The organism is Alginatibacterium sediminis (assembly GCF_003610775.1).
GTDB lineage: Bacteria > Pseudomonadota > Gammaproteobacteria > Enterobacterales > Celerinatantimonadaceae > Alginatibacterium > Alginatibacterium sediminis.
The window spans coordinates 334,209-348,664 of record NZ_RAQO01000005.1 but is presented as its reverse complement, the minus strand read 5'-3'; the positions used below and the strand labels follow the sequence as shown (position 1 = coordinate 348,664).

Sequence of the window (14,456 nt, the reverse complement as noted above, 5' to 3'; positions counted from 1 at the left end):
ATATGTTGTTAGCAATCATCGTTCGCTCTGGGTAGCAGCTTACCCAATACTAAGCAAGTAAGCCAGATACTCGCCGACTTTGGTACTTGAGTATTGCTTGTTTACGGCATCTAAGTTGAGTTAAGGAAAACTTATGAGAAGTATCACTTTATTGGACCGTTACTTTAGGGGACAACATCCCAACGACAGCACTTTTCAGCTTAGATCTCCAATTTTTACATCAGGAGTAAGTTCTTATGAATAACTTCCACGACTATATTCCCGCGATATTGACGAAATCTTATCAAGAAGAAAGCATGGCAAAACCAATGTTAGTCACCAATGCCATAAGAAAGAAAACAACTTGGCATCTGACTGCGGTAGCGCTTACGAGTACATTTTTGGTCATATTATTCGTGTAGGAGTATACGAATACGTACTATAAATAGTGCTAACGCAACTTATAAGCCGTCAGCTGGGTATTCGTGTTTAAACAATGCTATTTCACAGGTATTACTACTATTTCCAACCATGGATCCAGCTCGTCGAATCTTTCAGGTCACGCCAATCTATGGCCGCAATTCGCTTAGTTAATACAGCCTCAACGCAGCAAGAAAGCACACTGTCATCTTCATCCAACTCCAATTCCGAGATAATAAAGTGCTTCTCTTTGAGCTTTGGGCTGACTGAGGTCCACTTACTATTTAGCAACTTCTTCGGATTTATTCTATTCATAGCAGCTCACTTAATGGTTTGCATCTTGCCTGCGCCTATTCGAAAGTCTCAGCTTTAGCTGTCGCTTATACAAAGTAGTGGATTCATTTACTTTTACGTTAAATCTGAGCTTTAGATCAAGGTCTGCAAACTTAAGCAACATAACCTTTGGTTCGTAACTCTTAGACAAGGTTACAGATACAAATATTTGTCAAAATTTATCTCAACATGAACGACTAAGTAGTACCGGAAAGACCAGTGTTTTGAACCAAAATAACCGGATTATCTACAGCAAACACTAGTCAAAAGCTTTTAAGCGCTACAATCAAAAATACTTAACAAACTGATAACTATGGCTTTTTGTCGAAAAACACTGCAAATTGGTCAGCATGTAAACATTTCATTTTTTATCTTCCAAATTAACAAGGACTTAATATGCAACCAACGCTTAAGCCGGCTTGCCCAAATTTCTCATCAGGCCCCTGCGCCAAACGGCCTGGATATCAACTGGATCAGCTTGATACCACAACCTTAGGCCGCTCTCATCGCAGTAATGTTGGTAAACAAGCCTTAGCACAAGCAATTGAGCAAACCAAAGCTTTACTAGAAATTCCTGACGATTACCGAGTTGGGATAGTTCCGGCCTCCGATACCGGCGCGATGGAAATGGCAATGTGGTCAATGCTTGGAGCGCGTGATGTTGATGTATTTGCGTGGGAGTCCTTTGGCAGCGGCTGGCTTAGTGATATCAACAACGAGCTTAAACTCAATGCCAAAGGTCATGTTGCTGATTATGGAAAGCTGCCAGATTTTAGCCAAGCGAACCCTAATAATGACACCGTATTTACTTGGAATGGCACCACTTCTGGGGTCAAAGTACCCAATGCCGACTGGATTAGTGATACGCGTACGGGCTTAAGTTTTTGCGATGCAACCTCTGCCGTATTCGCTATGCCTATGCCATGGTCCAAGCTAGATGTAACGACCTTCAGCTGGCAAAAAGTTCTTGGTGGTGAAGGTGGGCATGGGGTCATTATTCTTAGCCCGCGAGCTGTACAGCGCTTATGCGAGTTTAGTCCTGACCGCCCTATTCCTAAAATATTTAGAATGGCCAAAAACAACAAACTAATTGAAGGCATCTTTAGTGGGGCCACCATTAACACCCCGTCCATGCTTGCGGTTGCTGACTATTTAGACGCACTCAATTGGGTACAGCAGATCGGTGGTGTTAGTGCTTCCATCACTAAAAGCGAAAACAATCTAAAAGTTATCGAGTCCTTCGTAGAAAGTCACGACTGGATCAACTTTTTGGCTCAAGAAATCGAGGAACGCTCTAATACCAGCGTTTGTTTAGTGCTGGATTTAAATGCAGACCAAATAAAAACCATGGTGAGCTTACTCGCCCAACAGCAAGTTGCCTTCGATATTGGCGCCTATCGCGATGCGCCTTCAGGCCTTAGGATTTGGTGCGGTGCAACGGTCGAACAAGCGGATTTAGAGGCTCTTATGCCTTGGGTTAAGTGGGCATACCATCAGGTCAAATAGACCGATAACACGCACCCAATGCCTTTGTATTAAACAAAATAAATGGACTTATGATGTTTCAAATTAAAACCTTCAACCAAATCGCTAGCCTTGGACTCGATCATTTTCAGCACGAGAAATATGAAGTCGCGAGCGCTTTGCAAAACCCTGATGCTCTTATTGTAAGAAGTGCCAACTTACATCAAGAAACCCTGCCCTTATCAGTACGTGCAATTGCTCGCGCTGGGGCTGGGGTTAACAATGTTCCGCTAGATGATTGCACCAGCAAGGGTATTGTCGTGTTTAATACCCCTGGAGCAAATGCAAACGCCGTCAAAGAACTGGTGCTATGTGCAATGCTGCTTTGTTCAAGGGGTGCAATTGAAGGGATCAATCATTGCCGTAGCCTAAAAGATGTCAGTAATGATCAAATGGGAGCGACCTTAGAAGCGGCTAAAAAGCAATTCAAAGGCAAGGAAATATCAGGCAAAACCCTAGGCGTTATCGGTTTAGGCGCCATCGGTGCCAATGTGGCAAACATGGGTATTGATTTGGGCATGAAGGTAGTCGGCTATGATCCCGCCATCTCAATTGACGCTGCATGGCGGCTTTCAAGCAAAATTGAAAAAATGGAAAACCTGCAATCCTTAATGAGCCGTTGTGACTACATCACTTTACATGTCCCGGCCATCGAAGCTACCCGCCATATGATCGACCAAAATGCCCTGTCTCATCTTAAACCTGGGGCAAGTTTACTAAACTTTGCTCGCGGTGAAATCGTGGACTCGCAAGCAGTTATTGCGGCTTTAGATAGCCAAAATCTAAAACGTTACGCAACTGATTTTCCAACCCAAGCCATGATTAGTCGTGAGGATGTACTACCTATGCCGCACCTCGGGGCAAGCACAGGTGAAGCGGAAGATAACTGTGCAATCATGGCCTGTAAGCAATTGATCGACTTTCTTGAGAACGGCAACATTACTAACTCGGTGAACTTTCCGCCAACTAGTTTTGAGCGCTCCACCCCCTATCGCGTTACATTCGTGAATGACAATGTACCAGGGGTACTAGGTCACGTTTTATCGATTTTGGCCGAAATGAACGTGAACGTCGTCGATATGATGAACAAAAGCCGCAATAACATTGCTTATAACATCATCGATTTAGAGTGTGCTGCCAGTGAGCAACTATTGGCATCAATTTCAGAGATTGAGCACGTTATCAGTGTTCGGTCGTTGACCTAGCTTATTTAATGAACCGCATTTGAAACTAGGCATGAGCTAGCAGACTCGACGCTTTTCGTTAGTTAGCTCATCTTTTTTTTCGATAGAACATCACTCAACTACCAACTTCATTGTGTATTCGGGATGTCCGGTATGCGGGTCAGCTTGCTCGCTAACAATCTCAAAACCATTAGCGAGATAAAATCCCAAGCTGCGTGTATTATCTTTATACACACTTAGCGATAAATTTGAGCACTGAGCTTTTGCATGGCTAAGCAATGCCTTACCAATGCCTTTACCTTGATGCTCAACAGCTACAAAAATGGCGGCTAAGCTATCCTCATGTAGGCAATAAAAGCCAAGGACTTTTGAGTTTTCTTCGTAAACAACGTTTTTTGAGGCTGGGATATAAATATTACGCATGCTTTCAGCTTGGGAGCGCCAGAATGCCTCAGCTATAAAATGATGCGACTGAAGCGATGCTGTAAGCCAAATATCTAGCAAAGTATCAATATCACTCGTTCGATATTCTCTGATCATGTATTTCTAAGTCCTCAGCTTGGTTTTAAACAACTATAGCGCTAGACATCTCGCTTTTATTGAACGTTTACGACAATTTCGATCGCTCTAAGAACCTAGAATGACGCCAATTTTCACACGATGAGCTCAACAGAAAGACCCAATGGTTAGTGGCTTTCAACCTTAGCTTGGAATCGTATTTTGAACCGTGCAAACTTTATTTTTGCCAGTATTTTTAGCGGTATACAAGGCTTCATCAGCCAGTTCTAATAGCTTTCTCGGAGTTTGTTTTTCCTTGGATAAGGTCGCAGCTCCAAGGCTTATACTCATATGCAATGGTATTCTACTGGTTTCAAAAGTAGCATCTGCAATTGCTGAACGCAGTCGTTCTGCGACTACGAGGGTGGTACTTAAGTTGGTATATGGTAGGTAGACTACAAACTCCTCACCACCATATCGACCAAAAATATCGACATCCCGCAGCACTTTGCTACAGCGATTTGCGACCTCAGCTAGAACTTGATCACCGACCGCATGCCCATACATATCGTTAACTCCTTTAAAGTTATCGACATCTATCATAATCACCGAATAATCATGATTATAGTTATTAGCTAACTCAACTTCACCATCGCCTAATTCTAGAACTTTTCGACGATTATACACTTGGGTAAGACCATCAATTTCAGCGTTCTTTTTGAGCTCTTCTAAGGCACAGTATTCTCGCCTGCGTACTGTTGAAAGTTGAATATACACATACGAACCAAAGCAATTCACCACCAGAAACATAAGGAAACTTGTGTAAATGTATTCCAGCGACGCGTACCCTAAAACCCAACAGGTGATCAAAAATGTACTGCAACCGATGACACAAACAGCCATCACATCTTTAAATCGCGGCGGAAAACTGAGGTAGAACAGCAGTACTAAAACGGAGCTTCCCGGTATCCCTACATATGCTATCAATTCTGATTTTATGGCTATTTCTGCCGACTCGCCAAAGAGTACTAATAACAGCAATATACAAACAGCTTTGTTTAAGACTGGTGAATATTTATCTAAAAAGTACCCTAGTAGGCTAACCATCAAGCCTACGATTAGAATTGAAATTCTGATGACCGCAATTTCTCTGAACATCGATTCAGATGAGATCATTAAGTAATCGCCAATGAGCCCTAAACAATAGGCAAGAGCACCAGCAAAGCTTGCAAACATCATTCTGCGACGAAGTTCATTCCATTCATACTTTCGAAAAGAATGTTCTATCTCTGGGTCAATGAATTCGCCCATCCAATCAATCTTACTCATCTACAGCCACCTAATGTAACGATCGTTTAAGCTCCATTTCTGTGGGCCTGGGAGTTTATCGCTTTATATTAGTCAGCGCCGTCTTGTGTTCTGTCAAAGTTAAAGCTGAACGATAAGCCTGCTTTCGACAGTGATAAGTAAACGGGTATTGGTAGCAACTAGAGGTAAAGAACCGGAGTTGTAACAAGTTTACAGCAGAAACAGACAGCAACCATATTTGCGTAGGTCGCTCTCTCTTCAATATCTATAGTTGGACTGACTTATTAAGCGATTCGGATTATTGCAATTAAATCGGTATTCAAATTTGATATAACCCCTTTTAATCAAAAAAAATCTGAACAATACCCATGTCTAAATCCATATGCCTGAACAATAGTGGTATCAGGTATCACAAGCGCTGCAATACCGAAAAACAAATGACTTTAAATCGAATCTTATTTATTCATTTAAGAAACTACTAATAAGACTTAAGCTCCATTCAGGGTTCAGCGTTAGCATGTTATGCCCCATTTTATTGGCCTTGACATGACGCGTCTGTTGCGGCAACTTAGGCATATGGTATTGCTCTTGAAATGCATAACCAATGGCACTGCACTCACTACTGATTAGCATCAACTTACCGGTATAGCTTTCTATGCCTTGGCTTAAGTCATATCTGAAAGAGGCTGGATCGTCCATTACTGGCTTAAGCATGCTGTTAAAGGCTTCGTAACTAGCCCTAGTAAAACTGTTGTCTGGCATTGATTCTCCCGCACATTGGTAAGGTGCTCCCGGATCATTTTTATTCAACAGCTTGGTCATCACATAATCAAAGCCTTCGTGACCATCATGTTGACGAACAAAGGGATAAACACTCATATATTTGGCGAGGCTAAACAGACTGCCTATTGACTGATGTGCTTTCATCGTTTTGACAAAGGCTGCAGCTGCTTCGGGATGAAGCATCCCAGGCTCAACAAGGACTGCGTGTGACACTTTAGTCGGATAGGTAGACAAATAGCCCGCAACAAGCATTCCCCCCCACGAATGCCCGATTAAGGTCACTTTTCTATCTGCTGAGAAGTGTTCAACAAGTAAATCGAGGTCCTTTAGGTTTTGCTCTAATGTAAGCTGAGATTTATCAACTCGCGGTGACAACCCGCTACCACGCTGGTCGTAAAAAATAACGCGATGAGCTTTTGCAAGTGGGCCCATGGGCAATAAGTATTGATGGTCCGCACCAGGACCACCGTGAACAACTATCACAACCGGTGCCTTAAGGTCTCCCTTAACTTGGGTGTGGAATTTGTAACCCGAGACCTCGGTGAATTCCAAACGACTGTCGTGTTCCAATGTTTTGGGAACTTCAACACACGCACTCAAAGCAAAAGCGCTAGACAAGACCATCAGCAGTTTATTCATTTGTAGTTCCTTTTTGACAATATCTAATGACTTGCTTAAACATACTTACCCGCAGCACCATACTTAAATAAGCTAAATTGCTGGTGATAAGCTGCCTTAATTTCGTTTAGTGGGCGTAGGTTAAACAGGGTTGGTACAGCAAAAAAAATACCACACAGCGAGACCAGTAAATTATCAACTTCACAGGCTTTGGGTAGTTCACTTTGTTCAATCGCCTGTTGAATATAGAGCGATAACAAAGCTTTTAAGTCCTCAACATTAATGTCAGAAATCCCCTCACAATCGGGGTAAGCAACCAACTTATCTGCCGCGCCTAAACTGCTAGCACTAATACTTTTATGAGGTTTAGCCTGAAATGACACAATTTCGGCCATTAGCTGTGGTTGGGCCGCGCATATTTCGGCGGTGTCAGCAAAAAGCTGTTCAATCGCAGCTAAGCCCGTGAGTTTTTGTACTCTGGTGATCTGCCAGTGCATCTCAACGGCCCACAACTGAATGTAGTAAATCAAGATGTCAGTTTTTTGGGGAAAGTAGTTAAAGAAACTTGCTTGTGATACCGCAGCATCGTTGCAAAGGTCACTAATTTTAATTAAATCGAAATCTTCGCAAGACATCCGCGACAACAAGCTTTTAAGAATAGCTTGTTTGTTTTGTGCGGTTTTTAGTTCACGTTTACCTAGGCTCATGCTCTACCTTAAACTTGTAGCTGACTATAAGTTTAAGGTAGCAACATCAAAAGTTAGAGTCAACTACACTTTTAGTGTTTTTCTAACTATACGCAATTTAAACATTGAACAATCCACAGTTGTATCGCTAGTTTCAAACAACATTGAAAGAAGTGTAGCGAACCAAGGCAAGCTAGTTAAGCACTCGCTTCAAAGGAAAAATGCTTACCTAAAAGCGCATGATAAAATTCATTGTCATCCAGTATACCAACCAGTACTCCATCATCAGCCAAAAGCACGGCTTGCCCAGTGCGATAACGAATCTCTAAGGCTTCACGCATCGATATATCTGCTGGGGCAATCACTTGGCTATCTATATTAACACTCTGAAGTCTATCGCCCTCATGCCACACATGTATCGATAATAGGCTTTCTTGGCGGGTCACCGCGGCAACCTGTCCTGTTGAGTCAAGCTCAATAAAGCTTTGTTGATGCTCACTCAGCAATAGCTTGCCGTCTTGTTTAGGCAAGGTACTTGAATGTGTCATTAGTGAACGGCCGCACAAGACATTAAGCGGATTAGTATGAGCAACAAACTCGCTGACATATTTAGTTTTTGGGTTAAGCACAATGTCTTCAGGTTTGCCCTGTTGAATTAAGCGTCCCGACTCCATAATTGCAATCGTGTTACCAAGTTTAAGTGCCTCATCTAAATCGTGACTAACAAACACAATGGTTTTATTCAGCTTACGCTGCAATTCAAGTAGCTCGTCTTGGAGCTGGGTTCGAATTAAGGGATCTAAGGCAGAAAAAGGTTCATCCATTAATAAAATGTCACTATCCATAGTGAACGCACGTGCCAAGCCTACGCGTTGTTGCATCCCCCCGGATAACTCATGTGGGAAATTGTCTTTCCATTCGGATAAACCAACCATCTCTAGTCGTTCTTCAGCTAAGCACCGACGTTCGGTCTTTGCGATACCTTGTAGTTCAAGTCCAAAAGCTGCGTTGTCCAACACCGATAACCATGGCATAAGCGCAAACTTCTGAAAAACCATAGAAATACGGTTGGTACGTAAATGGCGCAAAGCCACTTTATCGCAAGTCGCAAGATCGATATCCTGCTCCCCATCGCGCACAGTAAGTGAACCGCGCGTCACCGTATTTAGACCATTAATAGCCCGTAGCAAGCTTGACTTCCCCGAGCCAGATAGACCCATGAGTACACATATCTCACCTTTTTCTATATCAAGGCTTACATCATGCACACCAACCACATCGCCAGTTGCGTCGATAATTTCTTGGCGACTACTGCCATTATCTAACATGGCTAAAGATTTACCATTTTGGTGCCCAAAGATAACGTCAAGATTCTTAATACTGATAGCACTCATGCTTATCCCTCTTTACTTTGGCTGGCTGGATTTTTGCACAGGCGGTCTAAAATGATAGCCACCAGCACAATGGCCAGACCGGCTTCAAAACCTTGAGCAATATTCACCGTATTTAGCGCTCGGACAACTGGTTTACCCAATCCGTCAGCACCAACTAGAGCGGAGATAACCACCATCGATAAAGACAACATAATACACTGCGTTACCCCCGCCATAATGCTTGGCATTGCTGCTGGAAGCTCTACTTTTAACAGCAGTTTGCTTCGGCTTGCACCGAAGGCTTTACCTGCTTCAACCAGTTCTTCGGGCACACGACTAATACCGAGATAAGTTAGCCGTATTGGAGCAGCAATGGCAAAAATGATGGTCGAAATAAGCCCAGGAACAACTCCTAAGCCAAACAAAACTAAGGTTGGAATTAAGTAAACAAAAGTAGGAATGGTCTGCATTAAGTCAAGAATTGGACGCAAAATGGTATACACCCACGGCTTATGCGCGGCCAAAATACCGATAGGCACGCCCACTAATAATGAAATAGTGGTGGCACTAAGAACAAGCACTAAGGTCTCTAACATCTCTTCCCAATACCCCAGGTTCATAATCAATAATAGGGCTGCAACAATGAAGACAACAAGGGAAATACTGCGGTGCAAAAACCAAGCTAACAACGCCGTTACAACTATCGGAACCGAGGGTGGGAACCACTTAAAGAGTTCAACCAAGAACATAATAATCGATTCTAAGGTGTAGGAAACTGAGTCAAAAAATCCAGCGGCGCTATAGGTTAGCCAATCCACGAAGTTTGCCATCCATTCGCCAAGAGGGATTTTGTGCTCTGTAATATAGTCCACTGGTACTCCTTTATGGTCTGTATTGTTCTAATAAGTATATAAGGGTCGTAAGCAGCCGGCCGCCACGCATATCGCGGGCAGCACAGCTAGCGTTTGGGTTTAGATGTTTAAATAAGCTTGTAGAGCTTTGCCTGCATCACCACCATCACGCGCGGTAACTTGCTCAAGCCATGCTTCTACGGCTGTTGGATTAGCTTTCAACCACGCTTTCGCTGCAACATCAGGCTTTTGATTGTCGTTTAAAATACTACCCATTAACTGGTTTTCCATCTCCAAGCTAAAGCTCAGATTTTGCAGTAATTGACCGACATTTGAACAGCTTTCCAAGTAGCCTTGACGCACGTTGGTATAAACACTTGCACCGCCATAATTAGGGCCAAAAAAGTCATCCCCGCCGTCTAAGTAAGCCATATCAAAATTACTGTTCATTGGGTGTGGTGCCCAACCTAAAAAGGCTACCCATTGCTCACGGTCAACGGCACGTTTCACTTGAGAGACCATACCCGCTTCACTCGACTCAACAAGTTTAAAGCCTTTAAGATCAAAGGCGTTTTTGTCTATCATATCTTGAATTAAACGGTTGCCATCGTTACCCGGTTCGATCCCGTAAATACGACCCTTAAACTGATCTTTGTGCTTGGCCAGGTCAGCAAAGCTTTGAACGCCAGCATCAAAAACATACTTGGGTACTGCAAGCGTGTATTTAGCACCTTCTAAGTTTGCACGCACCGTTTCTACAGAACCGTCATCGCGATACTTCGCAATATCAGCTTCCATGGTTGGCATCCAGTTACCTAGAAAAACATCAATATCATTGTTGGCCATAGACGAGTACGTTACCGGAACAGACAATAGCTGGGTGGTGGTTTCATACCCAAGTCCCTTAAGTACTTCGCTAGTAATAGCAGTGGTTGCCGTTATATCGGTCCAACCTACATCTGAAAAACGCACGATATCGCATTGCGCTGCAAATGCTGTAGATGCCGAAAAACTAAGTAATAGTGCGCTGCTGCCCAAAATGGCGTGTTTTATAGTGGTGTTCATGGTTTAGACTCTTCCTTTTTGTCTAGGGTGTTTGATTTGGGGCACAAATTGATCCCCTCAGAATTTTTGCTGATACTAAGCCACGCAAAGCGAAGCTGCCCTCAGCGAAATAGGTTTGGATTTATGGAGTGGAGAAGCTTGTCAGGGAAAACCGAGGCGTTGCGAGCTCGTCACTCGCTGCTCGGTTGCCCAACTAGGTGGGCTAACACAAATTTGATTCGAAGGAAAAAGCACCGCGTTTTCAACTGAGACTGTTGCTGTCATTTCAGTATCGACTATGGTTTGAGCATTACATTTACAATTCGAAATAACTGCCTTCCAGTGCTGTTGTGGTGAATTTCAGTGGTCATACGAGCACGCTTAGCTTAAGTACGGTGCTAGCTGCTTTTCTAAATAGTCAGAGATAATTTCTTGGGCTTTGTGCATAGAAATTCCCGCAGGGTTAAGTGCACCACGCAGCCAAATACCATCGATGAGCGCAGCAATACCCTGCGCCACAAAAACGGCTTGCTCTGCCGGCATGGCCTTTTTAAGCTCAAAGCGCAAATGAGAGAGTAAACGTCGCTCGTTAACCCGTTGCAAGCGGTGTAAGTCCTGGTCGTGCATTGACTGAGCCCAGAATGCCATCCAGGTTTTAGTCACCTTGCTTTCAACTTGATAGCCGTCAAAATTGGCAGCAACAATAGCCGTGACACGTGCCGAAACATCGTTAGGATCAACAGCGCGTAAATGCGCTATTGATGCCGTAGATAATTTACGCAGTACCGTACGCATGGTTTCTTCTAACAAACCGTGCTTGCCGCCAAAGTAATGGTGAATAATTCCAGAGGATACGCCGGCTTTTTTGCTAATGAGGCTCACGCTAGCGCCCGCCAAACCAACATCATCAATAACCGCCATGGTTGCTTCAACTAGTTGTGGTCTGCGTACTTCTGGCATTCCTACTTTAGGCATAAATGTTGCTCAAATATTTCTTAATTGCACGTTCAATTAAAAATAAATTTACACTAATTCAACCAAAAGTCAAAGTTATGTCATAGCGAGTCGAGCCCTCAGCAGCCCACACTATCTTTCTAACAAACTGTTTTGTATAGACTTTCATCAAGAATAAAGACTTTCAAATCAGCAGGATGACTATGTACATTGGATCTCTCCAAGGCAGTAAAGGTCAAACATAAACAACACGACAAGGGTGATTCTTTTAAATGAAATCAGCTCAAATAGAGCACTCATTCTAGCCTTTTTACAGCGTTCTTAATGAACGAAGAAGAGAATCGGGACGCGGGGCTAATTGCCAGAAAGGATGTCGATAAAACAGCTAAACAAATAGAACTGCCATGCATTTTGCTGGCAGTTGGAACGTATTTACAGCCTGTTAGATCAACGACACATGAGTGTCTATTCTTTTACATCTGACAAGGGCTAGTATAAACGTGAAATGACGACACGCGCTTACTTGGGAAATAAAAGTTGTACGGTAAAGCTAGAGCTCCACTTCGGTGCTCCCGTAGGTCGAACCGTATTATAATATCCTTCAAGTCTCATATTTACCGGCTGCTCACCAATAGTAAACACGCGACCGACACCACCACCAACAGGTACAGTCCATTGGTCACCAGAGGAAGCTTGCCAATTAGCAGTAATCACCATGTCTGTGAGTAGGAACCAGCCATCACTTAAATTGTAGTTTAAGAACGGTTCAACCAGGGTTTGATTAACGTTTTGCCGATCGTTGTCGCCCGCAAACGACCATAAATGACGACCAAGCATACCCATCGAGCCCCATTTTTGAGGAGCTAAAGCGACAGCGGTTGGACCGGCGCTCCACTTACCAGCGCCAAGCGTATCTTTAGATGCGGTAGGTCCAGTAATAGAAGGACCTACACCCCAAATCACAGAGCCATATTCAACCGGTGATAAAAACAAAGAGTAGTTGATATCTGATAAACCACTGGCTCGCGGCCCAGGTTCTGAATTTGGTATTCCTGGTAGTCCTGGCGTATTACCTGGTGCATCAGCAATCGGAACGATGAGTCGATTAACGTAGTTCCAGTCGCCATACGTAATCGGATAAACCGGTTGTATATTTAAAAAGTTAGCGTCACCATTTTCGGCGCCGTTATCTACCGTAAATTTAAAAGGCAAACTAACCAGAGAACTAATCGGGTTTTGAACCGCAGAGCGTAAGTCATCACTCGCGACAACATTGCTCGCATGCAGCGAGAGTATGCTCAAACTCGCAATACCTATAGATTTAATCATTCGAGTGACCGCCTTTTATATTATTTTTTTACATGGGAAACATTGTTGAGAATTGAGGAACTACCATAGCCCCAGTGCGCCAATACCTTGCTGATATCACCGACACTCACATCTTTGAGAACAGTTACTTGTTGTGTTGGATATGCGCGCACAAAACCGGTAAAACCGCTAGGTGCAGTAGGCTCTAAAACGACAGTGTATGGGCCACTCTCTTCAATAATATACACAAACTGCAATGCACCGCTTGATAACTCAATAAGCCCAGTTTGATAGCTATCTTTGCCCGAATTGCCCAGCAATCCGCCGAATAGTCGTTTTATGGCCTTATACAAAGGAATGTAGGCAATCGTTTTCGCTTCGACAAAATGAAAGAAACGTTGAAAGAGTTTTGAACGCAAGGCTAGCCCGAGTAAAAAAGACGCAATGATAAGAATTAAAAAAGCCAATACCGCAGGATAATCTTCGAAGTCGACAATCAAATCAGGAAATAGTGGAGCCAGAGGGGTCGCTAAGGCTACAAACACCTCAAACAATTTATCTGCAAGCAAATAAAACAGTAACAGCGGAAAAATAACTAATATTCCACCTTTAAAACAAAGGCCTAAGAAGTTTTTGATAGATCCCATAGCTGATTCGACAATTCCTTTCATCGTTAAACGCTCAGTTACAGTCTAGAATGCAGACTTGGCTTTAGCAACTTAATACTCGTAGCTATTCAGATGTATTATGACGACCCTATACTTATGTTTTTTAAGGTTATTTGTGTATCACTAACGGTCTATCAAGCCCTTCTCAAATTGCTTAGAGTCATTACAAACCACCGGTTAAATCTAAGTAATTACCGGTTGCATAAGATGACTTATCGCAGGCCAGCCAATAGATAGCTTCAGCAACTTCTTTAGCTGACCCACCTCGTTTTAAGGGGATAATGCTTTTTAAGCGTTCTACCCGCTGAGGCTCTCCGCCATCGGCATGCATGTCGGTGTAAATCAAGCCAGGTCGAACGCAATTCACTCGTATGCCTTCAGCAGCAACCTCTAAAGATAGTCCTTTGGTTAAGGTATCGACTGCGCCTTTTGAAGCGGCGTAATCAATATACTCATTAGGCGACCCTGAGCGAGCAGCTCCAGAGGAGACATTAACGATTACACCGCCCTCACCGCCATTATTAGTCGACATGCGTTTTACGGCTTCGCGACAACATAAGAAGTAACTAGTGACATTGTTGGTCAGAATTGTATTGATGCGCTCTGCACTCATATCTTCTAAGCGTGATTGTTGTTTTAAAATTCCGGCGTTGTTAACTAAAACAGAGATACTCCCGAGTTCTTCATCAACGGTGGCAAACAAACGCTCAACATCAGCCTCTTGAGACACATCGGCCTGAACTGTTATGCACTTTCCGCCCTTATCAGAGATAGCTTTGGCAACGCTATTGGCTGTTGGTTGATTGCTTTTGTAATTGATACAGACCGCATAACCATTTTCAGCAAACAATTCTGCCGTTGCGGCGCCGATGCCGCGACCGCCACCAGTGATGATAGCCACTTTCTGTTTACTCATTCATTTATC

At 43.3% G+C, this 14,456-nt stretch carries 14 protein-coding genes; 2 read left to right on the top strand and 12 right to left on the bottom strand.

Annotation, left to right across the window (positions count from 1 at the left end; genetic code table 11):
- Window positions 1-498: 498 nt before the first annotated feature.
- Window positions 499-714, bottom strand: a complete 216-nt coding sequence (locus DBZ36_RS09960) for a TIGR02450 family Trp-rich protein (RefSeq protein ID WP_120354794.1) — start codon at window positions 712-714, stop codon at window positions 499-501.
- Between the two features lie 414 nt (window positions 715-1,128).
- On the opposite strand from DBZ36_RS09960, the gene DBZ36_RS09955 reads away from it, so the two are divergent.
- On the top strand, window positions 1,129-2,238 hold the full coding sequence (locus tag DBZ36_RS09955; protein WP_120354793.1) for a phosphoserine transaminase: 1,110 nt from the start codon (window positions 1,129-1,131) through the stop codon (window positions 2,236-2,238).
- A 53-nt stretch (window positions 2,239-2,291) separates the two neighbouring features.
- Entirely contained in the window at window positions 2,292-3,461 is a 1,170-nt protein-coding gene (locus DBZ36_RS09950) for a phosphoglycerate dehydrogenase (RefSeq protein ID WP_120354792.1), read from the top strand.
- A gap of 90 nt (window positions 3,462-3,551) precedes the next feature.
- On the opposite strand, the gene DBZ36_RS09945 is transcribed toward DBZ36_RS09950, so the two are convergent.
- From DBZ36_RS09945 to DBZ36_RS09895, 11 genes are all read right to left on the bottom strand, one after another.
- Complete coding sequence (locus DBZ36_RS09945) at window positions 3,552-3,980, bottom strand: N-acetyltransferase (protein WP_120354791.1); 429 nt, start codon at window positions 3,978-3,980, stop codon at window positions 3,552-3,554.
- A gap of 162 nt (window positions 3,981-4,142) precedes the next feature.
- Window positions 4,143-5,267, bottom strand: coding sequence for a GGDEF domain-containing protein (locus tag DBZ36_RS09940; protein WP_120354790.1), 1,125 nt, complete (start codon window positions 5,265-5,267; stop codon window positions 4,143-4,145).
- Between the two features lie 438 nt (window positions 5,268-5,705).
- Window positions 5,706-6,668, bottom strand: coding sequence for an alpha/beta fold hydrolase (locus DBZ36_RS09935; protein ID WP_120354789.1), 963 nt, complete (start codon window positions 6,666-6,668; stop codon window positions 5,706-5,708).
- A gap of 35 nt (window positions 6,669-6,703) precedes the next feature.
- Window positions 6,704-7,354, bottom strand: coding sequence for a TetR/AcrR family transcriptional regulator (locus DBZ36_RS09930; protein ID WP_120354788.1), 651 nt, complete (start codon window positions 7,352-7,354; stop codon window positions 6,704-6,706).
- Between the two features lie 176 nt (window positions 7,355-7,530).
- On the bottom strand, window positions 7,531-8,727 hold the full coding sequence (choV, locus tag DBZ36_RS09925) for a choline ABC transporter ATP-binding protein (RefSeq protein ID WP_120354787.1): 1,197 nt from the start codon (window positions 8,725-8,727) through the stop codon (window positions 7,531-7,533).
- Between the two features lie 2 nt (window positions 8,728-8,729).
- Complete coding sequence (choW, locus tag DBZ36_RS09920) at window positions 8,730-9,578, bottom strand: choline ABC transporter permease subunit (protein ID WP_120354786.1); 849 nt, start codon at window positions 9,576-9,578, stop codon at window positions 8,730-8,732.
- Window positions 9,579-9,677: 99 nt separating this feature from the next.
- Complete coding sequence (locus DBZ36_RS09915) at window positions 9,678-10,622, bottom strand: choline ABC transporter substrate-binding protein (protein WP_120354785.1); 945 nt, start codon at window positions 10,620-10,622, stop codon at window positions 9,678-9,680.
- 360 nt (window positions 10,623-10,982) lie between these two features.
- A complete protein-coding gene (gene betI, locus DBZ36_RS09910; protein ID WP_120354784.1) occupies window positions 10,983-11,576 on the bottom strand; it encodes a transcriptional regulator BetI in 594 nt (197 codons plus the stop codon).
- Window positions 11,577-12,074: 498 nt separating this feature from the next.
- Entirely contained in the window at window positions 12,075-12,884 is an 810-nt protein-coding gene (locus DBZ36_RS09905) for a neuromedin U (protein ID WP_120354783.1), read from the bottom strand.
- A 20-nt stretch (window positions 12,885-12,904) separates the two neighbouring features.
- Entirely contained in the window at window positions 12,905-13,510 is a 606-nt protein-coding gene (locus tag DBZ36_RS09900) for a DUF502 domain-containing protein (RefSeq protein ID WP_120354782.1), read from the bottom strand.
- A 184-nt stretch (window positions 13,511-13,694) separates the two neighbouring features.
- Window positions 13,695-14,447 carry an SDR family oxidoreductase gene (locus tag DBZ36_RS09895; RefSeq protein ID WP_120354781.1) on the bottom strand — a complete coding sequence of 251 codons (753 nt, stop codon included), beginning with the start codon at window positions 14,445-14,447 and terminating at the stop codon, window positions 13,695-13,697.
- Window positions 14,448-14,456 lie beyond the last annotated feature (9 nt).